We start from the raw sequence: 22,885 nt of genomic DNA, 5'->3' as shown, positions 1-22,885 counted from the left end.
GCTCGCTCCCACACTGGGTTTGTGTCACGCCACAGATCCCCTGTGGGAGCGAGCTTGCTCGCGATGAGGCCAGTGCAGTCACCAAAAAACAACTACTCGACCCGCATCTCCCCACTGAACACCAACGTATTGCGACACCGCCGGCACAAGTACCGCCGTCCCTGCCGAACCAGGCCGTGGCGCTGGGCGGAGAACGGGAAGTCGCTGTCGGCGCACGGGCACTTGTAGATGTAGCGGGTCACGCTGCGGCGTTTGACGTCATAGGTATGGCAGCGGTTGGGCGGCAGTTCGTAGACGCCGCGCATGATCAGTTGCCACTCTTCGCCATGGGGCTGGATGCGGTCGCCGAACAGCTGGTGGGCGATCAGGTGCGCGACTTCATGGGCCACGGTCTGCTTGAGGAAGTCTTCGGTGTTTTCCCGGTACAACTGCGGGTTGAAGCGCAGCAGGTTCTCGTGCAAATGCGCGACACCGGCTTTTTGCCCGCGCAGCTTGAGGCTCACCACGGGGCGCTTGAAAGGGCGTTTGAAAAAGGATTCGGCTAGTTGGAAACAGTCTTCGACGCGGGTATTGAGTTGCTCGGGCATGCTTGATGGATCTCCAGAGCGCTCGAGTATGCCGCAACCCTCGGACCTTGCGAATCGCCAAGTTGCCGAATGGTCGTGTGCGTTCTCGTTGCTGAAGAATGAAAAGGCCGCCTTGCGGCGGCCTTTGTCGGCAGTTCTGATTTTCAGTGATGAGCGGCTAGCTGGTGTAGACCGGGCCCACGCCGAGTCCCCAGACAATTACTGTGAACGCCATGATGGCGACCAGCACCACCAGGCCTACGGCGAGCACGGAACTTGAAAACAGGAAGCCCTCGTCAGATGGAATGTTCATGAATGTCGGCAAGCCCACGTACAGCAAGTACACCGTGTAGCAGATGGCGGCGGTGCCGATGATCATCCCCAGCCACAAGTGCGGGTACAAGGCGGCGAGACCGCCGATGAACAGCGGTGTAGCGGTGTAGGTGGCAAACGCAATGCAGCGGGCCAGGCTTGGGTTGGCGTCATAGGTGCGGGCCATCCAGTGGATGAACGCGCCCATTACCGCGACACCACCGAGCATCGCCAGATACGACATGATCGTCATCCATATCGCGCTTTCTACGGTCAGCATGACGGGAGGTCGGTTGCCGATGACCCAGCCGACCTGTGTGGTGCCAATAAAGGCAGACACGGCGGGGATCGCCGCCAGGATCAGCGTATGGGTCAGGTACATGTGGCTGATGCTTTCCTCCTGGTCGCCACGGATTTCCTTCCATTCTTGGTCAGGGTGGGTGAAGAGCCCCACTACGTGATGGATCATGCCAGTCACTCCTCTTGTTTTACCGTCGCCCCCCAGCGGAGCGCCTACGGGCCAATGCGGCCAAGTAAGTCATAGGTCTGAATTTGTATGTGACCTTATGTCGCAGTATAGGGAGGAGTTTCCCCAGAGGGAGTAGGGGCTTTAGAGCAAATCGCGCTGTAAACGCAGTTGTTAATCGCCGTCGGGTCTGTGGCGAACAGCCCTTTTGGCGAGGCACTTCGCCCCTGAGGCGTTTTTGCGTAAAATGCCGGCCTTTCGTCACACCTCACGGATTTCGCGTCATGGGCACTCTCACGGTCAACCAGAACAAACTGCAAAAGCGCCTTCGCCGACTGGCCGGTGAGGCAGTTGCCGATTTCAACATGATTGAAGACGGCGACAAGGTCATGGTCTGCCTGTCCGGTGGCAAGGACAGCTACACCATGCTCGATGTGCTGATGCACTTGCAGAAGGTCGCGCCGATCAAGTTCGAGATCGTGGCCGTGAACATGGACCAGAAGCAGCCGGGCTTCCCGGAGCATGTGCTGCCGGCCTACCTCAAGGAACTGGGGATCGAGTACCACATAGTCGAGAAAGATACTTACTCGGTGGTCAAGGAGCTGATTCCGGAAGGCAAAACCACCTGCTCGCTGTGCTCGCGCCTGCGTCGCGGCACGCTCTACACCTTCGCCGATGAAATCGGCGCGACCAAGATGGCCCTCGGTCACCATCGCGACGACATCGTCGAAACGTTCTTCCTGAACATGTTCTTCAACGGTTCGCTCAAGGCCATGCCACCGAAGCTGCGCGCCGACGATGGTCGTAACGTGGTGATCCGCCCGCTGGCCTACTGTAATGAAAAAGACATCCAGGCCTACTCGGACCTCAAGCAATTCCCGATCATCCCGTGCAACCTCTGCGGTTCCCAGGAGAACCTGCAGCGTCAGGTGGTCAAGGAAATGCTGCTGGACTGGGAGCGCAAGACCCCGGGCCGTACCGAGAGCATTTTCCGCAGCCTGCAGAACGTGATCCCGTCGCAACTGGCGGACCGCAACCTGTTCGACTTCACCAGCCTGAAGATCGACGAAAGCGCCGCTTCGCGCTTCGTCAACGTGGTCAACCTCTAACCACATTTGGTTTTTGTTTCATTCCTCAGGAGAGGGCATGCGCGATTACAAGTGGCTTAATGAATACTGTCTGAACCGCTTCGGTTCGGCGGCTGAACTGGAAGCCCATCTGCCCGTTCCCAAGACTCCCGCGCAACTGCGCAAGATCAGCGACGATCGCTACCTCTCGATGATGGCGCTGCGGGTATTCCGCGCCGGGCTCAAGCACAGCCTGGTGGATGCCAAGTGGCCGGCCTTCGAAGAAGTGTTCTTCAAGTTCGACCCGGAAAAAGTCGTGCTGATGAGCGCCGAGCACCTGGAACGCCTGATGCAGGACACGCGGATCATCCGTCACCTGGGCAAGCTCAAGAGCGTGCCGCGCAATGCGCAGTTCATACTGGACGTGGCCCATGAAAAGGGCAGCTTCGGTGCGCTGATTGCCGATTGGCCGGTGACCGATATCGTCGGGCTCTGGACCTTCCTGAAAAAACGCGGACATCAATTGGGCGGCCTGTCAGCCCCGCGCTTCTTGCGGATGATCGGCAAGGACACCTTTGTACCGAGCTATGACGTGGTGGCGGCGCTGAATGCGCAGGACATCATCGACAAGGCGCCGAGCAGTCTGCGCGACCTGGCGTTGGTGCAGGACGTGTTCAACCAGTGGCATGAGGAAAGTGGCGGGCGGCCGATGAGCCAGATTTCGATGATGCTGGCTTATACCGTCAATCATTGAGACCGAGTCGCCCCATTCGCGAGCAAGCCCGCTCCCACATTGGATTGCATTTCAATGTGGGAGCGGCGGTGCGACGATTCGACTTGCTCGCGAAGGCGTCGGATCAGGCGACAGAGATTTCGCCTTCACCCGCCAGCTTGCGGTTCAACTGATACCGCCACCGCACATACAGCAGCGCTGAACAGAACACCGCCAAACTCGCGCCCATCTCCAGCAAACCAAAGATTTGCCGGTTCGGGTCATAGGCAGCCAACGCGCCCTTGATGAAATACAGGTTCACCACAAAGCACATCCACGAATGCCCGCGAGGGCTGCCGATGATCATCCCCGGTGCCAGAATCAGCAGTGGCACCAGTTCGATCAACAGAATCACCCAGGGGCGTGCCCCGTGCAGATCGGCAATCGCCAGGTAGTAAACACACAGCAGTCCCACCAGGCCGAAAAAGCACAGCAGGCTGATGGCGCGCATCGCCTTGACCCGTGGTTGGAGCCATTCGAGGGCGGGCAGGATCTTCGGCTTCTTGGCCACCTCAGCTCTCCAGTTTCTGTGCGGTCTTGGCCAGGCGCATACCCAGCGCGCGGCACAACGCCACTTCATGGGCATCCAGACCGCTTTTGCCATCGGCACCGGCGTGGTGGCTGGCGCCGTATGGCGTACCGCCGCCCTGGGTTTCCAGCAGTGCCGACTCGCTGTAGGGCAGGCCGGTGATCAGCATGCCGTGGTGCAGCAACGGCAGCATCATCGACAGCAGCGTGGTTTCCTGGCCGCCGTGCAGGCTCGCCGTGGAGGTGAACACACCCGCCGGTTTGCCCACCAGGGCGCCGGTCAGCCACAGGTTGCTGGTGCCGTCGAGGAAATACTTCAGTGGTGCCGCCATGTTGCCGAAGCGGGTCGGACTGCCAAGCGCCAGGCCGGCGCAGTTCTTCAGGTCGTCGAGGCTGGCATAGAGCGCGCCTTCGTCGGGAATCTCCGGCGAAACGGCTTCGCACTCGCTGGAAATCGCCGGCACCGTGCGCAGGCGGGCCTCAAGCCCGGCCTGTTCGACACCACGGGCGATCTGCCGGGCCATTTCGTTGGTCGAGCCGCTGCGGCTGTAGTACAGAACCAGAATGTACGGTGCACTCATGGCAACAGTTCCAGGATCTGTTCCGGTGGGCGGCCGATGATGGCCTTGTCGCTGACTTCGAGAATCGGTCGCTCCATCAGTTTCGGGTGGGCGGCGATGGCGGCGATCAATTGCGCTTCGCTCAGGCTGCTGTCGGCCAGGTCGAGGGTCTTGTACTCGTCCTCGCCGGTGCGCAGCAATTGCCGGGCGCTGATCCCGAGTTTGCCCAACAGGCTCTGGATCTGCGCGGCGTCCAGCGGGGTTTCCAGGTAACGGACCACGGTCGGGGTCAGGCCACGGGCTTCAAGCAGTTCGAGCGCACCGCGGGATTTCGAGCAGCGCGGATTGTGATAAAGCGTCAGATCGGTCATGAGCGGGTCGCATCTTGCGTAAGGTGGCGGCTATTCTAACTGTGCAGCGCGCAATCCAGAACCTTGAGAGGCGATGGGTCGCAGGTGCATTCAATTTTTGACAAGGAACACGACATGACAAGGCGACTGGCAGCAGCATTGACGATCATCGGAGCGTTGATGCTGGGGGGCTGCGGTAATGACTATGGCATCGACCAGGACGGCCACAAGATCGCCGCCGACCGACTGGACGGCAAATGGCTGGTGCTCAACTACTGGGCAGAATGGTGCGGACCTTGTCGTACCGAGATCCCGGAGTTGAACGCCCTGGCCGAGCAGCTCAAGGACAAGAAAATAGGTGTGTTCGGGGTCAACTTCGACAACGTCCAGGGGCAAGAACTGAAGAGCGCGAGCGAGAAACTGGGGATCAAGTTTACCGTGCTGGCCCAGGACCCTTCCGAACTGTTCGAACTGCCGCGCAGCGAGGCGTTGCCGGTGACCTACATCATCGATGACAAGGGCAAGGTACGTGAGCAGTTGATGGGTGAACAGACGGCGGCGGGGGTGATGGCGAAGCTTGAGGCGTTGCAGGCTAAAAATTAAAACAAAAAGATCGCAGCCTGCGGCAGCTCCTACAGGGTGTACGACAATCCATGTAGGAGCTGCCGAAGGCTGCGATCTTTTAGGGGATCAACCCTCCTCAAGCCACCAACGCAGCGGCTTGCCTTCGGCTGGCCAGAAGCGGATCTGCTCGATTGGGGAGACGTCCCAGCGCTGGACGTTTTCCAGGGCCTGAAGGAAGCGTTTTTCCTGTTCCATCAGCGCCGGCGCGCACAATTTGCGGGTGCTGCCGATTTTGCCGAAGGTCAGTTTGTCGCCATCGAGGGTGTACGGCGCGAACCAGTGGTTGCAGCCGCCATTGCCATAGGCCCGGCCGTCTTCACCGAGGGTGATGGTCAGGTGGCTGTAGTCCATCAACGGCCGCTCGCCGATCCATTCCAGAATGTAGCTGCGGTTCTGTTGCAGTTGCACCGGCTCGGCGGCGCAGCCCAGCAGGCTGGCGCCGACCATGGCGCTCAGTGCGAGGCGTTTCATCACGCAGGCTCCTGGCATTTCGGGCACAGGTGTTTCTCGCCGACGGTGGTCCAGCCCAGCTCGGCAATTCGCGCGGTGGCGGCAGGCTTTTCGGCCTTGTTGCCCAGCTTGGCATCGACGGCGAACTCGAAGCTCAGCTCTTTGGCGCAGCTGTCACAGTTCACTTGCCAGGTGTGGATGGCCAGTTCGCCGAACACCGGGCCACTGGCCACCGCGACCCATTGGCCGGGCGGGTTGATCAGGTGGCGAACCGTTTCGACGGTCAGGCGCATGGACAAGTCCTTGGCACCCTTGAGGGTCACGACCAGCACGTCATTGTTGCGAATCGAACCACCGTTGCCGGTGACTTGATAGCGCCCCGGCACCAGGGCACGGCATTCAGTGAGGGTGTGTTGCGGGTTCATCAGGCTGTAGCGGAAATCGTGTTCGACCATGGGTCCTCCAAATATGCGCGATATGCTAGCACGGGCTTGCACGCCGCATCGCGCAGGCAGATGACCTTCGATCCGTTTCAGTCTCCCGTCACCAGGTTTTCCGGGGTGCCCGCCGTCCAGGCTGCAATGTTGCGCAATGTGGTGGTGGCAATCGCGTCCAGCGCTTCGCGGGTCAGGAAGGCCTGGTGCGCGGTGACGATCACGTTAGGAAAGGTCAGCAGCCGTGCCAGCACATCGTCTTGCAGCGGCAGGTCGGAGCGGTCCTCGAAGAACAACTGCGCTTCTTCCTCATACACATCCAGCCCCAGGTATCCCAGGCGACCGTCTTTCAGGGCATCGATCAGTGCCGGGGTGTCCACCAGGCCGCCCCGCCCGGTATTGATCAGCATCGCACCCGGTTGCATGAGTGCCAGGGACTCGTGGTTGATCAAGTGCTTGCTCTGCTCGTTGAGCGGGCAGTGCAGGCTGATGATCTGCGATTCGGCCAGTAGCCGCGGCAGGCTCAGGTAGCGCGCGCCGAGGGCTTCGACCTGTGGGTTGGGGTAGGGGTCATGGGCCAGTAACTGGCAGCCGAAACCGTTCATGATTTTGGCGAAGGTGGCGCCAATCTGACCGGTGCCGACCACACCGACGGTCTTGCCCACCAGATCGAAACCGGTCAGCCCCTGCAGTCTGAAATCCCCATCACGGGTGCGGTTACAGGCGCGGGGCAAGCGGCGGTTGAGTGCGAGGATCAGCGCTACCGCATGTTCGGCCACGGCGTGGGGCGAATAGGCCGGGACGCGCACGATGGCCAGTCCCAGTCGCTTTGCCGTCGGCAAGTCGACATGGTTGTAACCGGCCGAGCGCAGGGCGATCAGGCGTGTGCCACCGGCGGCCAGGCGTTCGAGCACCGCCGCGCCGAGGTCATCATTGATGAACGCGCAGACCGCTTCATACCCTTGGGCGAGCGCTACCGTATCGAGGCTCAGGCGCGCAGGCTGAAATTGCAACTCGATGCCGGCCGGTTGCTCGGCCGCGAGAAAGCTGTCGCGGTCATAGTTCTGGCTGCTGAAAAGAATCGTACGCATGCGGTGCTCCTTGAAGGTGGCCTGCGCCGTTGAGCAAGCCGGCATTCGACAGTCGTCAGGTTAGCTCGCCGGCAGCCCTTCGCGATTGCGCTGCATCAAGCATTCATACGCGCCTGGGCCGCCAGGCGATTGATTGCCCGGTCGAGTTCATCCAGTGCCACGCCGGCTTTCGGGTCCTGTTGCTTGAGCAGGGTTTCGCTGCGTTGGCAGGCCGCACGCAATTGCGGTACGCCGCAGTAACGCGTCGCGCCATGCAGGCGATGGACCCGTTCGATCAGGGCATTGTGGTCGTTGCTTTGCTGAGCGAGGCGGATGGCTTCGCGGTCAGCCTCAAGTGACGCCAGCAGCATCGCCAGCATGTCCGCCGCCAGATCAGCCTTGCCAGCGGCCAGGCGCAATCCTTCGTCGTGGTCGAGCACCAACAGGTCGTGGGCGCCTGCATGCCCATCGCCGGAGCGCTCCGGGCTGTGATTGCGCAGCGCCAGGCCGCTCCATTTCAGCACCACCTGGGCCAATTGCCGTTCGCTGATCGGTTTGGTCAGGTAGTCGTCCATGCCGCTTTGCAGCAGCGCGCGTTTTTCGTTGGCCATGGCGTGGGCGGTGAGGGCCACGATCGGCAGCGGCGTGCAATGACGTTCGCTTTCCCACTGGCGGATCGCCTCGGTGCTCTGGCGACCGTCCATGCCGGGCATCTGCACGTCCATCAATACCAGATCGAATGTCTCGTTCTGCACCGCCTTGATGGCGGCATAACCGCTTTCCACCGCGAGCACCCTGGCGCCCATGTCTTCGAGCAGGGTCTGCACCAGCATCAGGTTGGCCGGATTGTCGTCGACGCAAAGCACCTTCGGGGCACGGCTGGACACCGGTTCGCCCGGTTCACTGCGCATCGGTCGCGGGTTGACCAGGTCAGACAGGGAGCGTCGCAGCTTGCGGGTGCAGGCCGGTTTCGCCTGGAGCTGGCTGTGGGGGTTGGGCACGGAAAGATGGAACAGCGTCTGTTCCGTGGTCGGGCACAGCACCAACACTTTGCAGCCAAGATGCTCGAGGTCCCAGATGTGCTGGTTGAGGCGTTCCGGCGGCATGTCGTTACTGGTGATGCCGAGCACGGCAAGCTCGATCGCCTGGTCGGTCTGGTGGGCGGCGGTGACGCCATTGGTCAGGCTTTCCAGGGTATTGAACGGTGTGGTGCTGAGGCCGCAGTCTTCAAGTTGATGCTGCAACGCCTGCCGCGCCAGCTCGTGGTTTTCCAGGACTGCCACCCGTCGCCCGAGCAAGGGCGCGCAGGGCAGGTCTTCGGCATCGTCGCGGGCTTTCGGCAGGCTCAGGCTGATCCAGAACTCCGAGCCTTCCCCCGGCGTGCTGTCGACGCCGATCTCACCGCCCATCTGTTCGATCAGGCGCTTGGAAATCACCAGGCCCAGGCCGGTACCGCCGGGTTGCCGCGACAGCGAGTTGTCGGCCTGGCTGAAGGCCTGGAACAGGGCGCGCACGTCCTGGTTCGACAGACCGATGCCGGTGTCTTGAATGCTGATGCGCAACTGCACGGTATCTTCGTGTTCTTCTTCGAGCATGGCGCGGGCGACGATGGTGCCTTCGCGGGTGAACTTGATCGCGTTGCTCACCAGGTTCGTCAGGATCTGCTTGAGCCGCAGCGGGTCGCCCACCAGTGAAAGCGGTGTGTCCCGGTACACCAGGCTGACCAGTTCCAGCTGCTTGGCGTGGGCGGCCGGGGCGAGGATGGTCAGGGTGTCCTGGAGCAGGTCGCGCAGGTTGAACGGAATATGGTCGAGCACCAGCTTGCCGGCCTCGATTTTCGAAAAGTCGAGAATCTCGTTGATGATGCCCAGCAGGCTGTCGGCGGACTTTTCGATGGTGCCCAGGTAGTCGAGCTGGCGTGGGGTGAGCTCGCTTTTTTGCAACAGATGGGTGAAGCCGAGAATGCCGTTGAGCGGCGTGCGGATTTCATGGCTCATGTTGGCCAGGAATTCGGACTTGATCCGGCTCGCTTCCAGGGCTTCCTTGCGCGCCAGGTCCAGTTCGATGTTCTGGATCTCGATGGTTTCCAGGTTCTGGCGCACGTCTTCGGTAGCCTGGTCGATGCTGTGCTGCAATTCTTCCTGGGCGTTTTGCAGGGTGCCGGCCATGCGGTTGATGCCGGAAGCCAGCTCGTCCAGCTCCTGACTGCCGAGAGGCGGCAAGCGGGTTTCCAGATGACCGTCCTTGAGTTGAGCCACGGCCTGCTTGATCTGGCTCAACGGCCGATTGATCGTGCGGCCCATGCGCAGGGCCAACAGTGCCGCCCCCACCAGTCCCGCAGCGATCAGCATCAGGCTGGCGAACAGGCTGCGGTAACCGCGCAACAGCATGTTGTTATGGGACAGTTCAAGTTCGACCCAACCCAGAAGGCGGTCGGCTTCTTCGGGAATCACGTCCCCGGCCAGGTTGCGGTGTTTGCCGAATACCGGCAGCAGATAGCGGGTTGCATCGTTGCCGCTGCGGCGCAGCATCTGCGTGCCACTGCCGGAGGGTGTCTGGTTGAGCATGGTCGGGCCGGCGTGGGCCAGTAGCGTGCGGTCAGGAGCCAGGAAGGTCACGGCCCGCACGTCGGTTTGTTCCAGGGCCTGGGTGGCGATGCGTTCGAGCAGTTCGTTGTCCTGATGGCCCATGGCTGGCGCCGTCAGTGGAGCCAGCTGCTCGGCGATCATTTCGCCGCGCTGCATGAGTTGGGCTTGCAGGTCAGCCTGTTGCATCCAGGTAAAATACCCTCCCAGCACCAACGCCATCAGGCTGGTTGGCAACAGGGTCAGCAACAGCACGCGGCCTTTGATTCCCAGTTTCTTGAGCACGCATCTCTCCTGCATCCCGCTATTTATAGGCCTGCACATGCATCCGCCATGCACCACTTGCGCAGTGTAGCGATTTGCTCGCGGGCAATCTTCGTAAAAATGGTGCCGTCATTCGTCGGTCCGGACGGCTCATTGGCAATACGGACAAACGGTGGGTTGCCCCTGGCGAGGCAATCTTGAATAATCGCTCAACTGAGAATTATTTGCAGATAGTCATGACTCCCATCACTGCCGGCCTTCCCCGAATCCTGTCCATCGAAGACGACCTTGTGCTCGGAGCCTACGTTAATGAGCATCTGGACCGCAGCGGCTTCCAGGTGACCTGGTGCCAGAACGGTCAGGAAGGCCTGGACATTGCCCGCCGGCAGCCTTTCGACGTGGTGTTGATGGATATTCTGCTGCCGGGCATGGACGGCCTGGCGGTACTGACCCAATTGCGCCAGAGCCATTCCACCCCGGTGTTGCTGATGTCGGCCCTCGGTGCCGAGGCCGATCGCATCAGCGGCTTTCGCCTGGGGGCTGATGATTACCTGCCAAAGCCCTTCAGTATGGTGGAGTTGCGGGTGCGCATCGAAGCCATTCTGCGGCGGGTGGCCCTCGACCGCCGACCCGCGCTCGCAGTGCCAGCCCCGTCGATGGACAGCCTGCGCTTCGACGATGAAAGCTTCGAGGTCTTTTATGGCGAACAGGCCGGTGGCCTGACCCGCAGCGAGTATCGGTTGCTGGAGACGCTGCACCGCAGCGCCGACGAAGTACTGAGCAAAGCCTTCCTTTATCAGCAGGTGCTGCAGCGCGGCTACGCGGCCCATGACCGCAGCCTGGACATGCACATCAGCCAGATCCGCCGCAAGCTCAAGGCCATTGGCTACACCGAGCGCGAAGTGCGTACGGTTTGGGGCAAGGGCTACATCCTGAGCGCCGCCGATGAAATGTAACTTGCCGGGCAGGCATTCGCTGTTCTGGAAACTGGCTTGTCTATTGGTCGCTTTCTGCCTGCTGATGATCTGGCTGAGTTGGTCCTGGGGCCGTTACATGGAACAGCGCAACCAGTTCCTCTCCGATGAGGCCCGCGGCACCCTGTCCGGTTATGCCGCCGAAGCCGAGCAGGCGTGGCAGCAGCGCCAGAGCGCCGGTGTCGATGACTGGCTGCAAGGCATGCATCAGCGGGAAAAAGGCTGGGTCGGTGTCATCGGCGGTGATTTGCAGTCCTTGAGCAACCAATCGCTGACGGACAAGGAAGTCGAACGCCTGACTTTTTTGCGCGGCCTCGATTGGCCCATCCACAAGAAAGGCCGGCCGTGGATGCGTATACCGTTTCCCGGCGACCCGTCCGCCGGCAGCCTTGTGATCGAGTTGCCCGAACGCTTTCTGCCAGGGCAATACCGGGTGTTCTGGCGGGTGATCACCAACGGCGTGATTCCGGGGCTGTTCACCTTGCTGTTGTGCGTCGGGCTGTATCGCCTGTTGGTGGTGCCACTTAACCACTTGCGCGCGCAGGCTAACGCCTGGCGTGCCGATCAACTGAATGTGCGCCTATCGAGCCGTACCACCAATCGTTCGGATGAACTGGGTGAGTTGGGCCGGGCGTTCGATCACATGTCCGAACGCCTGCAAAGCACCGTGGCCTTGCAGCAGCAACTGCTGCGCGACTTGTCCCACGAATTGCGTACACCCTTGAGCCGCCTGCGGGTGGCCAGTGAAAGCGAGCAGGGGCTGGAGCCATTGCGCGAACGCATCGGCCGCGAGGTCGATGGCATGCAGCGCCTGGTGGAAGACACGCTGCAGCTGGCATGGCTGGACACCGAGCGCACCCGGTTGCCCGACGAGGCGATTCAGATCCAGGCTCTGTGGGAAATGCTCACGGAAAACGCCTGCTATGAAAGTGGCTGGCCCGATACGCAGTTGCAATGCACAGTGGCTTCATCCTGCTGGGTTCGCGGTCATCTCAACACCCTGGCCCAGGCATTGGAAAACATTCTGCGTAATGCGATTCGCCATTCACCGGCCGGAGGCATTGTCCAATTGGGTGGTCGTCGTGATGGTGAATTCTGGCACCTGTGGCTGGAAGATCACGGCGGCGGGGTGGCGCAAGCGGATCTGGAACGGATCTTCCTGCCGTTCACCCGACTCGACGGTTCGAGGCCGGGGGATGGTGGGTTTGGCCTGGGCCTGAGCATCGCCAGGAATGCGGTGCAGCGTCAGGGCGGGCAGCTTTGGGCGCAGAACACCGGGAGCGGGTTGCGGATGAATATGCGGTTGTTGGTTCATACGTCGCCGGTTTAACCGGCGATGTTCAGATTTTGTTTTGAATTAATTCGCAACATCTTCGCGGGGCGCTCAGTGAGTAAAGTTCTCAAGGTTTGAAGTTGGATGGCGATATCTAACTTGAGAATAAAAAGCCAAGGAGATGTTTGATGAATGTTAATTTTCCGGCGTTGTCGATGAAGGCAGATGCCTACGTCGTCAAGAATCCTCTTGAAACCACCAATAGCTATACAAAGAAGAATGCCGATGATGCTGTTGATGCGCTGAAGTTGCTTGGCGAATCTTCATTGGGTGAGTTGAAAGATTTATTGCGGGGCTACGATTTTACATCTGTCAGTACAAATGAACTGACGAAAATTGGGCAGTCGCTCTATCACGATGGCCTGATCGATATTTATATGTATGATTTCCTTTCTTTGGGCAATATGGCGTTTGATGAGTTTGGCCATAAAGCTGAGACAGACGTGAAATTTAATGCGATTGCGTTGTTCAATCAGCGGCTGGAAGAAAGGCAGGCAATTGGCAGGTCGGAATCTGCGTCAATGTTTCATGAAATAACGCGTGCCTTGGTACGCGTAAATCATGTACTGGGTGCGCTGTCTTTTTTTGCAAACACCACTCAGAATCACCTGGCCGTCAACATTGAGGCCTGAATAGGCCGGTGCACGATGATGAACGCTGCGTGCACCGGCAGACCTCCTATTTAGCGGCCATAACGTGTAGTGCCGGAATACCCTCTGGCTACGTTATGGTCATTTTTCAGGCGAACCCTGTAGCTGCCCAGCTCACCAAGAGTCGACGCATTACTTCTATTTCCTCCATCGACCTCAGTCCAGGTTGAACCATTCAGTTTGTCAATGAATTGGCTTGGCGGAGTACCCACTCCTAAGGCCGTAATAGTAGAGGTGATATTTGCTTGTCGGCATCCGTTTGCACCAGTGATGGTGAAGGGGCCCTGAACGATTACTTCCGAGTTGGCAGGCACGATTCCGCTATAGGTATTTTTAATGTAAACGCATGCAGCAGAGACTTGGCCGCTCGCAATCATCAGCGCGGCAAAGGGTAGGGCGAGTAAAATCTTCATTGATTTTCTTCCTTGAGATAAATCCGGCTTGGCAAAAAAGATTAAGGTGTGAGCATCGCAAGCGATTTGTCGCTTGCCCGACAGCCTATGAACAGTCAGACGTCTTGTTTGACTGAACATTGAAAAAGATTATCTGCTGCTTCTGACGCGCACTAGTTCATGCATGCCGCTGCAAGGCGCGGGAAGTTTCCGATGAGTGCATTCTTTTTTCCTACAGAAAGTTGCATTTTCTGACAGCGATTTCTTACCCTGCGTTTTTCAGGATAGGACGGAAGGCTGCGACCAGACCCTCCCATTCATCGCCGAATCCACCCTTATTCCCATAAGCCATAAGCACCACACTTTGCGTGATATGGCCTGCGAGCGTTTGCCGGTATGATAGGCACCCCCGCAGTCTGGATTGCGAATACGCCATGACCTTGCAGTACCCAACCATCGCCGATTGCGTCGGCAACACTCCGCTGGTCCGTTTGCAGCGCCTGCCCGGCGCCACCAGCAATACCCTATTGCTCAAGCTCGAAGGGAACAACCCGGCGGGTTCGGTCAAGGACCGTCCGGCGCTGTCGATGATCACCCGCGCCGAGCTGCGCGGGCAGATCCACGCCGGCGATACGCTGATCGAAGCGACCTCGGGCAACACCGGGATCGCCCTGGCCATGGCCGCTGCGATCAAGGGTTACAAGATGATCCTGATCATGCCGGACAACTCCAGCGCCGAGCGCAAGGCAGCCATGACGGCCTATGGCGCCGAGCTGATTCTGGTCAGCCAGGAACAGGGCATGGAAGGCGCCCGTGACCTTGCGCAGAAAATGGAAGCCGAAGGTCGCGGCAAGGTACTGGATCAGTTCGCCAACGGTGATAACCCCGAGGCGCACTACACCACCACCGGCCCGGAAATCTGGCGCCAGACCCAGGGCACCATCACCCATTTCGTCAGCTCCATGGGCACCACCGGTACCATCATGGGCGTGTCGCGCTACTTGAAAGAGCAGAACGACAACGTGCAGATCATCGGCCTGCAACCGATGGAAGGCTCGGCGATCCCGGGTATCCGCCGCTGGCCTCAGGAATACCTGCCGAAGATCTACCAGGCCGACCGCGTGGACCGGATCGTCGACATGGCCCAAAGCGAAGCCGAAGACGTGACCCGTCGTCTGGCCCGCGAAGAAGGCATTTTCTGTGGCGTTTCCTCGGGCGGTGCCGTGGCGGCAATGCTGCGTCTGTCCAGGGAAGTTGAAAACGCGGTGATCGTTGCGATCATCTGCGACCGTGGCGACCGTTACTTGTCGACCGGCATTTTCGACGCGCCCAACTGATGGCCAAACATGAAAGAGGTCTGCGCTTCCAGCCCACCGGCGGCAGCAAGGCCCCGCAAGTCCCGACCGGCAAAAAGCAGCGCCTGACCATCGAGCGCCTGGCCAATGACGGTCGCGGTATCGCGTTTTTCGAAGGTCGCACCTGGTTCGTCATCGGCGCATTGGCCGGTGAAGAGATCGAGGCGCGCGTCCTCGGTGCCCACGGCAAAGTGGTCGAGGCGCGCACCGAACGGGTATTCAAGGCCAGCGAATTGCGCCGCCCGGCACCGTGCGCCCATGCCGGCCGCTGCGGCGGTTGCAGCGTGCAGCATCTGCCCCACAACGAACAGCTTGCCCTGAAACAGCGCATGCTCGCCGAGCAGTTGTCGAGGGTCGCAGGCGTCGAGCCCGAGGAGTGGGCGGCGCCATTGAGCGGTGCGGAGTTCGCTTACCGGCGTCGCGCCCGCGTCGCGGTGCGCTGGGACATGAAGGCAAAAAAACTCGAAGTCGGTTTCCGTGCCGCCGGCAGCCAGGACATCGTGGGTATCGATGACTGCCCGGTGCTGGTACAGCCTTTGCAACCGATCATGAGCCGCTTGCCGGAGATGCTGCGGCGCTTGAGCAAGCCCCAGGCACTCGGGCATGTGGAGTTGTTCAGTGGCTCGACGCTGGCCGTGTTGCTGCGGCACATGGCACCGTTGTCCGACGCCGACCTGACGATCCTCAAGGATTTCTGCGCGTTCCATGAAGCCCAGTTGTGGCTGCATGGCGACGGCGAACCGCAACCGGTCGAAGCCGATCAGTCGTTGGGCTATCGTCTTGAACAGTGGGACCTGGAGCTGGCGTATCGTCCCGGGGATTTCATCCAGGTCAACGCCGCCGTCAACGAAGCGATGGTCGCCCAGGCGCTGGACTGGCTGAAGCCGACAGCGGATGAGCGCGTACTCGACCTGTTCTGTGGCCTGGGCAACTTTGCCTTGCCGCTGGCCAAGGCCGCTCGTGAAGTGGTGGCGGTCGAAGGCGTGCAGGTGATGGTCGATCGGGCCGCGGCGAATGCGGCTAGCAACAATCTGCATAACGCGAAGTTTTTTCAGGCCGATTTATCCCAGCCTTTGACGGACGCTGAATGGGCCGCCGAAGGCTTTTGTGCGGTACTCTTGGACCCACCGCGTGACGGTGCTTTCGAGGTCGTGCGCAAGCTCAAGAGCCTTGGCGCCGAACGATTGGTGTATGTGTCGTGCAACCCTGCAACTCTGGCGCGCGACACAGTCGAATTGATCAAGCAGGGCTACCGGTTAAAACGTGCCGGGATTCTCGATATGTTTCCTCAAACGGCACATGTCGAGGCCATGGCGTTATTTGAAGCGAGCTAGGATGCTCGTCTGGTCCGACTGGCCCGCCCGTGCAGCCGCGCACCCAGCCCGACGTGGGCGCACGGGCAACGAAGGTCAGCGATTTGACGCATTGAATCTGCGTCGTAGGGAAGGTAAGCAAGATGGTACAGGTGAGAGCACACCAGCCGATCAACACCGACGGCAGTATCAATCTCGAGGCTTGGCTCGATCATGCGGTCAGTGTCGATCTGGCACTGGATCGCGAAGCCTTGAAAGAGGCCTGCGAGTACGCTCGCGAGGCCGAACAACAAGCCAATGCGGCACAAAATCTGTGGTCGGAAGGTAACTCGACTTTCCGTACCGGGCTTGAGATCGCCGAGATCCTCGCCGACCTCAAACTCGACCAGGATTCACTGGTCGCCGCGATCCTGTATCGAGGCGTGCGCGAAAATCAGATCAAGTTGCCGGCCGTCAGCCAGCGCTTCGGTCCGGTGGTAGCCAAGCTGATCGACGGCGTGCAGCGCATGGCCGCGATCAGCGACAGCCTGAGCCCGCGCAAATCCCTGGTACTGGGCACCCAGGGTCAGGTGGAAAACCTGCGCAAGATGCTGGTGGCCATGGTCGACGACGTTCGCGTCGCCTTGATCAAGCTGGCCGAGCGTACTTGCGCGATCCGTGCGGTGAAGACCGCTGACGACGAAAAGCGCAACCGCGTGGCCCGTGAAGTCTTCGACATCTACGCGCCGCTGGCCCATCGCCTGGGCATCGGTCACATCAAGTGGGAACTGGAAGACTTGTCCTTCCGTTACCTCGAGCCCGACCAATACAAGCAGATCGCCAAGTTGCTCCATGAGCGGCGACTGGATCGCGAGCGTTTTATCAGCGACGTGATGAGCCAGCTGAAAAACGAACTGCAGGCCACCGGCGTCGATGCCGACATTAGCGGCCGGGCCAAACACATCTATTCGATCTGGCGCAAAATGCAGCGCAAGGGTCTGGAGTTCAGCCAGATCTACGACGTGCGTGCCGTTCGCGTGCTGGTGCCGGAAATGCGCGACTGCTACACCGCGCTCGGCATCGTCCACACCCTGTGGCGACACATCCCGAAAGAGTTCGACGACTACATCGCCAACCCCAAGGAAAACGGCTATCGCTCGCTGCACACCGCGGTAATCGGGCCCGAGGGCAAGGTGCTGGAAGTGCAGATCCGCACCCACGCGATGCACGAAGAAGCCGAACTCGGCGTGTGCGCGCACTGGCGCTACAAGGGCACCGACGTCAAGTCCGGCTCCAATCACTACGAAGAGAAAATCTCCTGGCTGCGTCAGGTGCTCGAATGGCACGAAGAGCTGGGTGACATCGGTGGCCTGGCGGAACAGTTGCGGGTCGATATCGAGCCGGACCGGGTCTATATATTTACCCCGGACGGTCACGCCATCGACTTGCCGAAGGGTGCGACCCCGCTGGACTTCGCCTACCGCGTACACACCGAAATCGGTCACAACTGCCGTGGCGCCAAGATCAACGGGCGTATCGTACCGCTCAACTACAGCCTGCAAACCGGTGAACAGGTCGAGATCATCACCAGCAAGCACGGCACCCCGAGCCGCGACTGGCTGAACCCGAACCTGGGCTACGTCACCACGTCGCGGGCACGGGCGAAGATCGTTCACTGGTTCAAGTTGCAGGCTCGTGACCAGAACGTCGCGGCTGGTAAAACCCTGCTTGAGCGCGAACTCAATCGCCTCGGCCTGCCGGCGGTGGATTTCGACAAGCTGGCCGACAAGGCCAACATGAAAACCGCCGAAGACCTGTTCGCCGCCCTCGGTGCCGGTGATCTGCGCCTGGCGCAACTGGTCAACCTGGCGCAGCAACTGGTCGAGCCGGAGCGTGGCAACGAACAGCTTGAACTCATACCGCGCAAGGCCACCGGCTACAAACCGGGCAAGCGCGGCGACATCCAGATCCAGGGCGTCGGCAACCTGATGACCCAGATGGCCGGCTGCTGCCAGCCATTGCCGGGGGATGCCATCGTCGGTTACATCACCGTGGGGCGCGGCGTGAGCATTCACCGCCAGGACTGCGCCTCGGTGTTGCAACTGAGCGGGCGCGAGCCGGAGCGGATCATCCAGGTCAGCTGGGGCCCGGTACCGGTGCTCACCTATCCGGTGGACATCGTCATCCGCGCCTACGACCGTTCCGGTTTGCTGCGTGACGTCTCGCAGGTACTGCTCAACGAGCGGATCAACGTGCTGGCGGTCAACACCCGCTCGAACAAGGAGGACAACACCGCGTTGATGTCCCTGACCATCGAGATTCCGGGGCTGGATGCATTGGGGCGGTTGCTGGGGCGGATTTCCCAGTTGCCGAACATCATCGAAACCCGGCGTAACCGTACGCCGTGAGGATCGACGTCAACTCAATGTGGGAGCGGGCTTGCTCGCGAAGAGGGGGTGTCAGTCGACATCAATGTTGCCTGGTCTACCGCTTTCGCGAGCAAGCCCGCTCCCACAATGGTTTTGTGGTGAGACATAAATGATGTACAGCCTTGAAGACCTGCTTCACCTGATGAACCGCCTGCGCGACCCGCAGTACGGTTGCCCGTGGGACATCAAGCAAACTTACGCCACCATCGTCCCCCACACTCTGGAAGAAGCCTACGAAGTCGCCGACGCCATCGAGCGAGGGGACTTCGATCATCTGCAGGGTGAGCTGGGCGATTTGCTGTTCCAGGTGGTTTATTACAGCCAACTGGCCCGGGAGGAAGGACGCTTCGAGTTTGAAGGTGTGGTCGACAGCATCACCCGCAAGCTGATTCGGCGTCATCCCCATGTGTTCCCCACCGGTGATCTGTATGCGTCACTGGATGTCCCGCGCCTGAGCGAAGAGCAGGTCAAGCAGCGCTGGGAAGAGATCAAGGCCGAGGAGCGCGCAGAGAAGTCCTCGGCGCCTGAACAGCTGTCGTTGCTTGATGACGTGCCCGCAGCATTGCCGGCATTGTCACGTTCGGCGAAATTGCAAAAGCGCGCTGGGCAGGTCGGTTTCGACTGGCCGGACGCCTTGCCGGTACTCGACAAAGTGCGTGAAGAGCTCGATGAAGTCCTCGAAGCCATGTCGGAAAATGATCCCGAGGCCGTGGCCGACGAGATCGGTGACCTGCTGTTTTCCGTGGTGAATCTGGCGCGGCATCTCAAGGTTGATCCGGAAACCGCACTGCGTGGCGCCAACGGCAAGTTTGAAAGACGCTTTCGTTTTATCGAACAGGCATTGCGCGACACCCGCCGTCCCATGGAAGATTGCACCCTCGAAGAGTTGGACGCCTTGTGGGGCGAAGCCAAACGTCAGGAAAAGAATTTGCCCAGCTGCGGTTGAGCAGTGGCCTAAGTGAGTAATAAGCACCATGAGCATTTCCCTTCGCGACCAGTTGCTCAAAGCAGGGCTGGTCAACCAGAAGCAGGCCAAGCAGGTCAGCAAAGACAAGCAGAAACAGCAACGCCTGGCCCACAAAGGCCAGATCGAGCTGGATGACTCCCAGCAGCGCGCGGCACAGGAAGCCATGGCCGAGAAGGTCAAGCGCGACCAGGAGCTCAACCGCCAGCAGCAGGAAAAGGCTGAGGCCAAGGCCCGTGCCGCGCAGGTCAAGCAATTGATCGAAGTCTCGCGCCTGCCGAAATTGACGACCGAGGATTACTACAACTTCGTCGACGACAAGAAGGTCAAGCGCATCTGCGTCAACACCCTGATGCGTAACAAGCTCAGCAGCGGTTCGCTGGCCATCGTGCATCACGCTGGCGGCTACGAAGTGATTCCGCGCGAGGCGGCGCTGAAGATTCAGGAGCGCGACCCGCAACGCATCGTGCAGTTGAATGTGCAGACCGAAGAAGTCAGCGTCGAGGACGATCCGTACGCAGCCTACAAGATCCCTGATGATCTGATGTGGTAATCGTTCCTCTGGCATTACATGTTTGTTAGTACATTGCCGGATTAATCAATTGAACCCGAAAGATCGCGTCGATACGATCTCTCGGGTTTTCTTTTGCCCGAAATATTCTCAGGGGAGAGAACTAATGGAGTGAAATTCAATGAATAAGGATATTCTCAATGCTGGTAAGTATCGCCTCGTTACGCCAACCCACTTTTAAATCGCAGCTTTCACAGCCGCGACAACTCGATCAATCCATTCACGATTATCTGGACGACGAGTTTGTCGCGCGAGCGGAGCTTGTACGCCGAAAGATCAAGATCGCTGCGAAAGCTGCTCGCGACGATCACGGCAATCCCGCCTGCGTTTTCGTAACCCTGCCTGAGTTTTTCTGGAATATTCCCTGGCACGAAGTCCGTAATGAACAGGAGCTTCACGAGCTGAACTCTGCCTATCTGACGAAGGTGACCGAGTGTGTGACGCTGTTGATAAGCGATCTGCCAGTGGAGCGCTACGGAAAGATCGTTTTATTGGCGGGAAGTTGTGCGACGCTGATCAAGGTGGGAGAGGGGGAGTCGAGCTATTACGATGTCATTAATTATGTGCTGACCATTTCCAATAAGGAATATGAGGCTGACATTCCGCTGATGTCGATGTGGCCGAAACGTTATGTCTCGGGAATCGATTTTGGAAGACATGTAGGGGCGGAAGACGGGTACTGGTTTTTCAGGTTGTTCGATGAGGTCGTGGTAAGGGTGAAGAAAGTCAGTAATGTACGGGCCGAGCACAGTTACTTTGGTGGCTACGAAGGAATATTTATTAATAGTCTTGTAGCGGGTTGCCCATTCGGCATCAACTTGTGCCTGGATTATGCGGTGTTGAAAGACGGTGAACGGGACAAGGAAGTTGAACTGACGGGGGCAAAAATCGATTTTCTGATTGCCTGTGGCATGGACTTCGATTACGGCAAACGTCATCTATCTTCGCTTCAGTTTGCCGTCCGCAATGACGGCATGGGTGATGGTGAATGCGAGGTGGTGAAACTTGAGGCGGGCTGGATCGTCGGTGTTGTTCCTTCGGTGGAGATCGACGACTCCCTTCATTTAGCGGTCATTCAGATTACCTGAGCCGCGTGCTCCAGTCGCAGCCTGCCCGTGCGGGGGAGGGGCAGGCTGCACGGTGGTGGAGCCTGTCTTCAACCGGTTGCGAGCTCGCGGTCGCGCTCGAGTATTTCCAGTTCGGCCCTGTAGTTTTGCGCGTCGGTCTCGGAGTGGAACATTCCCACCAACAGGTCTTGTTGATGCACGTCCCAGATCCGGATACCGGCGGCTACACCCTCGTGGGATTTATGTGAATCGTCGCGTTCAGTTACTTTTACAGTCATCTGCTAGCTCCAAACTCTGTTATCTGCAGCAAGGCGTGTGCAGGACTCTGTTATAGAGTTTGGTAGCTTGCTAAGTAAATGACTGAGTTTGGTAAGGGTTTTTTGCAAAAATGGAAACAGTCCTGCAGCCCGCTAAATACGCGACATTCGGTCGCAGGGCTTTTGGTTTCATGACAAAAGCTTCATGTTGGAAGCACTGCAAATCCTGTTTGGGGCACAGGTTTTTAACTGCCTTCAGGTTTCTCAAAGCAAAAAAAACGCCCCGAACCAGTCGGGGCGTTTTCTTGTGCGGCGTTATGGCGGGGTATTACTTACCCTGCCAGCGCTTCAGTACCAGGGTAGCGTTGGTGCCACCGAAACCGAAGCTGTTGCTCATCACGGTGTTGATGGTGGCGTTTTCGCGGGTCTTGGTCAGCACCGGCAGGTCGGCCACTTCAGGGTCCAGCTCGTCGATGTTGGCGGAGCCGGCAATGAAGTTGCCTTCCATCATCAGCATGCAGTAGATCGCTTCGTGAACGCCGGCGGCGCCCAAGGAGTGACCCGACAGGCTCTTGGTGGAGCTGATGGCCGGAGCCTTGTCGCCGAACACTTCACGCACGCCTTTCATTTCCGCGACGTCGCCGACCGGGGTCGATGTGCCGTGGGTGTTCAGGTAGTCGATCGGAGTATCAACGGTCGACAGCGCCTGCTGCATGCAGCGGATCGCGCCTTCGCCACTCGGGGCTACCATGTCGTAGCCGTCGGACGTCGCGCCGTAGCCAACGATTTCCGCGTAGATCTTGGCGCCACGGGCCAGAGCGTGTTCCAGCTCTTCAACCACGACCATGCCGCCACCGCCGGCGATGACGAAACCGTCACGGTCAGCGTCGTAGGCACGGGAAGCTTTTTCCGGGGTGTCGTTGCGCTTGCTGGACAGGGCGCCCATGGCGTCGAACAGGAACGACTGGCTCCAGTGCTCTTCTTCACCGCCGCCGGCGAAGACGATGTCCTGCTTGCCCATCTGGATCTGTTCCATGGCGGTACCGATGCAGTGAGCACTGGTGGCGCAGGCAGAAGCGATGGAGTAGTTCAGGCCCTTGATCTTGAACGGAGTGGCCAGGCAAGCGGAAACGGTGCTGCTCATGGTCCGCGTTACGCGGTATGGGCCGACGCGCTTGACGCCTTTCTCGCGCAGGATGTCCAGCGCTTCCATCTGGTTCAAGGTCGATGCGCCACCGGAACCGGCGATCAGGCCGGTACGCGGGTTGGACACCTGCTCTTCGGTCAGGCCGGAGTCGGTGATGGCGTCTTTCATGGCCAGGTAGGCATAAGCTGCCGCGTGGCCGACGAAGCGATAGATCTTGCGATCGATCAGTTCTTCAAGGTTGAGGTCAATGGAGCCGGAAACCTGGCTACGCAGACCCATTTCGGCATATTCCGGGTTGAACCGGATGCCAGGGCGGCTTGCACGCAGGTTAGCGGAGACGGTCTCTTTGTCATTGCCCAGGCAAGAAACGATGCCCAGACCAGTGATAACGACGCGGCGCATGCGG

At 59.6% G+C, this 22,885-nt stretch carries 24 protein-coding genes; 12 read left to right on the top strand and 12 right to left on the bottom strand.

Annotated features, from left to right (window positions below):
• Nucleotides 1-92: 92 nt before the first annotated feature.
• Both AC3IP0_RS21595 and AC3IP0_RS21590 read right to left on the bottom strand, forming a co-directional pair.
• Complete coding sequence (locus tag AC3IP0_RS21595; RefSeq protein WP_150726116.1) at nt 93-587, bottom strand: SprT family zinc-dependent metalloprotease; 495 nt, start codon at nt 585-587, stop codon at nt 93-95.
• Nucleotides 588-744: 157 nt separating this feature from the next.
• Nucleotides 745-1,347 carry a Yip1 family protein gene (locus AC3IP0_RS21590; RefSeq protein WP_056728028.1) on the bottom strand — a complete coding sequence of 201 codons (603 nt, stop codon included), beginning with the start codon at nt 1,345-1,347 and terminating at the stop codon, nt 745-747.
• Between the two features lie 281 nt (nt 1,348-1,628).
• On the opposite strand from AC3IP0_RS21590, the gene ttcA reads away from it, so the two are divergent.
• Together ttcA and AC3IP0_RS21580 are read left to right on the top strand one after the other, a co-directional pair.
• Entirely contained in the window at nt 1,629-2,453 is an 825-nt protein-coding gene (gene ttcA, locus AC3IP0_RS21585; protein WP_489316938.1) for a tRNA 2-thiocytidine(32) synthetase TtcA, read from the top strand.
• A 37-nt stretch (nt 2,454-2,490) separates the two neighbouring features.
• Nucleotides 2,491-3,165: a DNA-3-methyladenine glycosylase I gene (locus AC3IP0_RS21580; RefSeq protein WP_489316937.1), complete on the top strand. Its 675-nt coding sequence runs from the start codon at nt 2,491-2,493 to the stop codon at nt 3,163-3,165.
• Between the two features lie 103 nt (nt 3,166-3,268).
• Here the strand turns inward: AC3IP0_RS21580 and AC3IP0_RS21575 are convergent, their stop codons facing one another.
• Genes AC3IP0_RS21575 through arsC form a run of 3 tightly spaced genes read right to left on the bottom strand, consistent with a single transcriptional unit; the run spans nt 3,269 to nt 4,642 of the window.
• Complete coding sequence (locus AC3IP0_RS21575; protein ID WP_489316936.1) at nt 3,269-3,694, bottom strand: DUF2069 domain-containing protein; 426 nt, start codon at nt 3,692-3,694, stop codon at nt 3,269-3,271.
• Between the two features lies 1 nt (nt 3,695).
• Nucleotides 3,696-4,292: an NAD(P)H:quinone oxidoreductase gene (gene wrbA / locus AC3IP0_RS21570; RefSeq protein WP_095942677.1), complete on the bottom strand. Its 597-nt coding sequence runs from the start codon at nt 4,290-4,292 to the stop codon at nt 3,696-3,698.
• Entirely contained in the window at nt 4,289-4,642 is a 354-nt protein-coding gene (arsC, locus tag AC3IP0_RS21565; RefSeq protein WP_489316935.1) for an arsenate reductase (glutaredoxin), read from the bottom strand. Before arsC ends, wrbA begins: the two co-directional genes overlap by 4 nt.
• Before the next feature lie 114 nt (nt 4,643-4,756).
• Here arsC and AC3IP0_RS21560 point away from each other — a divergent pair, with 114 nt between their 5' ends.
• The gene (locus AC3IP0_RS21560; protein ID WP_489316934.1) at nt 4,757-5,224 is read left to right on the top strand and encodes a TlpA disulfide reductase family protein; all 468 of its coding nucleotides are present in this window, start codon (nt 4,757-4,759) and stop codon (nt 5,222-5,224) included.
• An 87-nt stretch (nt 5,225-5,311) separates the two neighbouring features.
• Here AC3IP0_RS21560 and AC3IP0_RS21555 read toward each other — a convergent pair whose 3' ends face one another.
• From AC3IP0_RS21555 to AC3IP0_RS21540, 4 genes are all read right to left on the bottom strand, one after another.
• A complete protein-coding gene (locus tag AC3IP0_RS21555; protein ID WP_489325860.1) occupies nt 5,312-5,716 on the bottom strand; it encodes an META domain-containing protein in 405 nt (134 codons plus the stop codon).
• Nucleotides 5,716-6,150, bottom strand: a complete 435-nt coding sequence (locus AC3IP0_RS21550; protein ID WP_007988765.1) for a hypothetical protein — start codon at nt 6,148-6,150, stop codon at nt 5,716-5,718. The genes AC3IP0_RS21555 and AC3IP0_RS21550 overlap by 1 nt, the downstream gene beginning before the upstream one ends.
• Before the next feature lie 77 nt (nt 6,151-6,227).
• On the bottom strand, nt 6,228-7,220 hold the full coding sequence (locus AC3IP0_RS21545; protein WP_489316932.1) for a 2-hydroxyacid dehydrogenase: 993 nt from the start codon (nt 7,218-7,220) through the stop codon (nt 6,228-6,230).
• Between the two features lie 95 nt (nt 7,221-7,315).
• A complete protein-coding gene (locus AC3IP0_RS21540) occupies nt 7,316-10,069 on the bottom strand; it encodes a response regulator (RefSeq protein ID WP_489325858.1) in 2,754 nt (917 codons plus the stop codon).
• A 215-nt stretch (nt 10,070-10,284) separates the two neighbouring features.
• On the opposite strand from AC3IP0_RS21540, the gene AC3IP0_RS21535 reads away from it, so the two are divergent.
• The 3 genes from AC3IP0_RS21535 (at nt 10,285) to AC3IP0_RS21525 (ending at nt 12,987) form a co-directional block, all read left to right on the top strand.
• Entirely contained in the window at nt 10,285-11,004 is a 720-nt protein-coding gene (locus AC3IP0_RS21535; protein WP_489316930.1) for a response regulator transcription factor, read from the top strand.
• Nucleotides 10,994-12,352 (top strand): histidine kinase sensor domain-containing protein, encoded by a 1,359-nt coding sequence (locus AC3IP0_RS21530; RefSeq protein ID WP_489325856.1) that lies wholly within the window; start codon nt 10,994-10,996, stop codon nt 12,350-12,352. The genes AC3IP0_RS21535 and AC3IP0_RS21530 overlap by 11 nt, the downstream gene beginning before the upstream one ends.
• Before the next feature lie 131 nt (nt 12,353-12,483).
• Complete coding sequence (locus AC3IP0_RS21525) at nt 12,484-12,987, top strand: hypothetical protein (protein WP_489325854.1); 504 nt, start codon at nt 12,484-12,486, stop codon at nt 12,985-12,987.
• 50 nt (nt 12,988-13,037) lie between these two features.
• On the opposite strand, the gene AC3IP0_RS21520 is transcribed toward AC3IP0_RS21525, so the two are convergent.
• Entirely contained in the window at nt 13,038-13,418 is a 381-nt protein-coding gene (locus AC3IP0_RS21520) for a hypothetical protein (protein ID WP_489316927.1), read from the bottom strand.
• Between the two features lie 413 nt (nt 13,419-13,831).
• On the opposite strand from AC3IP0_RS21520, the gene cysM reads away from it, so the two are divergent.
• The 6 genes from cysM (at nt 13,832) to AC3IP0_RS21490 (ending at nt 21,096) form a co-directional block, all read left to right on the top strand.
• Nucleotides 13,832-14,734, top strand: a complete 903-nt coding sequence (cysM, locus tag AC3IP0_RS21515; RefSeq protein WP_489325853.1) for a cysteine synthase CysM — start codon at nt 13,832-13,834, stop codon at nt 14,732-14,734.
• Nucleotides 14,734-16,086, top strand: coding sequence for a 23S rRNA (uracil(1939)-C(5))-methyltransferase RlmD (gene rlmD, locus AC3IP0_RS21510; RefSeq protein ID WP_151214540.1), 1,353 nt, complete (start codon nt 14,734-14,736; stop codon nt 16,084-16,086). The genes cysM and rlmD overlap by 1 nt, the downstream gene beginning before the upstream one ends.
• A 122-nt stretch (nt 16,087-16,208) precedes the next feature.
• On the top strand, nt 16,209-18,452 hold the full coding sequence (relA, locus tag AC3IP0_RS21505; protein ID WP_489325851.1) for a GTP diphosphokinase: 2,244 nt from the start codon (nt 16,209-16,211) through the stop codon (nt 18,450-18,452).
• A gap of 133 nt (nt 18,453-18,585) precedes the next feature.
• Nucleotides 18,586-19,419, top strand: coding sequence for a nucleoside triphosphate pyrophosphohydrolase (mazG, locus tag AC3IP0_RS21500; protein WP_489327829.1), 834 nt, complete (start codon nt 18,586-18,588; stop codon nt 19,417-19,419).
• Between the two features lie 28 nt (nt 19,420-19,447).
• The gene (locus AC3IP0_RS21495; protein ID WP_008051468.1) at nt 19,448-19,990 is read left to right on the top strand and encodes a DUF2058 domain-containing protein; all 543 of its coding nucleotides are present in this window, start codon (nt 19,448-19,450) and stop codon (nt 19,988-19,990) included.
• Between the two features lie 158 nt (nt 19,991-20,148).
• Complete coding sequence (locus AC3IP0_RS21490) at nt 20,149-21,096, top strand: hypothetical protein (protein WP_489325850.1); 948 nt, start codon at nt 20,149-20,151, stop codon at nt 21,094-21,096.
• Between the two features lie 68 nt (nt 21,097-21,164).
• On the opposite strand, the gene AC3IP0_RS21485 is transcribed toward AC3IP0_RS21490, so the two are convergent.
• Both AC3IP0_RS21485 and fabB read right to left on the bottom strand, forming a co-directional pair.
• The gene (locus tag AC3IP0_RS21485; protein ID WP_489316923.1) at nt 21,165-21,353 is read right to left on the bottom strand and encodes a hypothetical protein; all 189 of its coding nucleotides are present in this window, start codon (nt 21,351-21,353) and stop codon (nt 21,165-21,167) included.
• Nucleotides 21,354-21,660: 307 nt separating this feature from the next.
• Complete coding sequence (fabB, locus tag AC3IP0_RS21480) at nt 21,661-22,881, bottom strand: beta-ketoacyl-ACP synthase I (RefSeq protein WP_046042997.1); 1,221 nt, start codon at nt 22,879-22,881, stop codon at nt 21,661-21,663.
• Between the last annotated feature and the right edge of the window lie 4 nt (nt 22,882-22,885).

This window comes from Pseudomonas sp. GL_103 (genome assembly GCF_057835175.1).
This window is presented reverse-complemented; position numbering and strand designations above follow the sequence as displayed.

What these genes read in the sequence shown, in the direction of transcription:
- AC3IP0_RS21545 (WP_489316932.1), bottom strand. Translation starts at nt 7,220, where the DNA reads ATGCGTACGATTCTTTTCAGCAGCCAGAACTATGACCGCGACAGCTTT.
- AC3IP0_RS21490 (WP_489325850.1), top strand. Translation starts at nt 20,149, where the DNA reads ATGCTGGTAAGTATCGCCTCGTTACGCCAACCCACTTTTAAATCGCAG.
- AC3IP0_RS21590 (WP_056728028.1), bottom strand. Translation starts at nt 1,347, where the DNA reads ATGATCCATCACGTAGTGGGGCTCTTCACCCACCCTGACCAAGAATGG.
- AC3IP0_RS21580 (WP_489316937.1), top strand. Translation starts at nt 2,491, where the DNA reads ATGCGCGATTACAAGTGGCTTAATGAATACTGTCTGAACCGCTTCGGT.
- AC3IP0_RS21520 (WP_489316927.1), bottom strand. Translation starts at nt 13,418, where the DNA reads ATGAAGATTTTACTCGCCCTACCCTTTGCCGCGCTGATGATTGCGAGC.
- AC3IP0_RS21535 (WP_489316930.1), top strand. Translation starts at nt 10,285, where the DNA reads ATGACTCCCATCACTGCCGGCCTTCCCCGAATCCTGTCCATCGAAGAC.
- ttcA (WP_489316938.1), top strand. Translation starts at nt 1,629, where the DNA reads ATGGGCACTCTCACGGTCAACCAGAACAAACTGCAAAAGCGCCTTCGC.
- AC3IP0_RS21550 (WP_007988765.1), bottom strand. Translation starts at nt 6,150, where the DNA reads ATGGTCGAACACGATTTCCGCTACAGCCTGATGAACCCGCAACACACC.
- rlmD (WP_151214540.1), top strand. Translation starts at nt 14,734, where the DNA reads ATGGCCAAACATGAAAGAGGTCTGCGCTTCCAGCCCACCGGCGGCAGC.
- AC3IP0_RS21560 (WP_489316934.1), top strand. Translation starts at nt 4,757, where the DNA reads ATGACAAGGCGACTGGCAGCAGCATTGACGATCATCGGAGCGTTGATG.
- AC3IP0_RS21525 (WP_489325854.1), top strand. Translation starts at nt 12,484, where the DNA reads ATGAATGTTAATTTTCCGGCGTTGTCGATGAAGGCAGATGCCTACGTC.
- fabB (WP_046042997.1), bottom strand. Translation starts at nt 22,881, where the DNA reads ATGCGCCGCGTCGTTATCACTGGTCTGGGCATCGTTTCTTGCCTGGGC.
- mazG (WP_489327829.1), top strand. Translation starts at nt 18,586, where the DNA reads ATGTACAGCCTTGAAGACCTGCTTCACCTGATGAACCGCCTGCGCGAC.
- wrbA (WP_095942677.1), bottom strand. Translation starts at nt 4,292, where the DNA reads ATGAGTGCACCGTACATTCTGGTTCTGTACTACAGCCGCAGCGGCTCG.
- AC3IP0_RS21530 (WP_489325856.1), top strand. Translation starts at nt 10,994, where the DNA reads ATGAAATGTAACTTGCCGGGCAGGCATTCGCTGTTCTGGAAACTGGCT.
- AC3IP0_RS21595 (WP_150726116.1), bottom strand. Translation starts at nt 587, where the DNA reads ATGCCCGAGCAACTCAATACCCGCGTCGAAGACTGTTTCCAACTAGCC.
- relA (WP_489325851.1), top strand. Translation starts at nt 16,209, where the DNA reads ATGGTACAGGTGAGAGCACACCAGCCGATCAACACCGACGGCAGTATC.
- arsC (WP_489316935.1), bottom strand. Translation starts at nt 4,642, where the DNA reads ATGACCGATCTGACGCTTTATCACAATCCGCGCTGCTCGAAATCCCGC.
- AC3IP0_RS21555 (WP_489325860.1), bottom strand. Translation starts at nt 5,716, where the DNA reads ATGAAACGCCTCGCACTGAGCGCCATGGTCGGCGCCAGCCTGCTGGGC.
- AC3IP0_RS21485 (WP_489316923.1), bottom strand. Translation starts at nt 21,353, where the DNA reads ATGACTGTAAAAGTAACTGAACGCGACGATTCACATAAATCCCACGAG.
- cysM (WP_489325853.1), top strand. Translation starts at nt 13,832, where the DNA reads ATGACCTTGCAGTACCCAACCATCGCCGATTGCGTCGGCAACACTCCG.
- AC3IP0_RS21495 (WP_008051468.1), top strand. Translation starts at nt 19,448, where the DNA reads ATGAGCATTTCCCTTCGCGACCAGTTGCTCAAAGCAGGGCTGGTCAAC.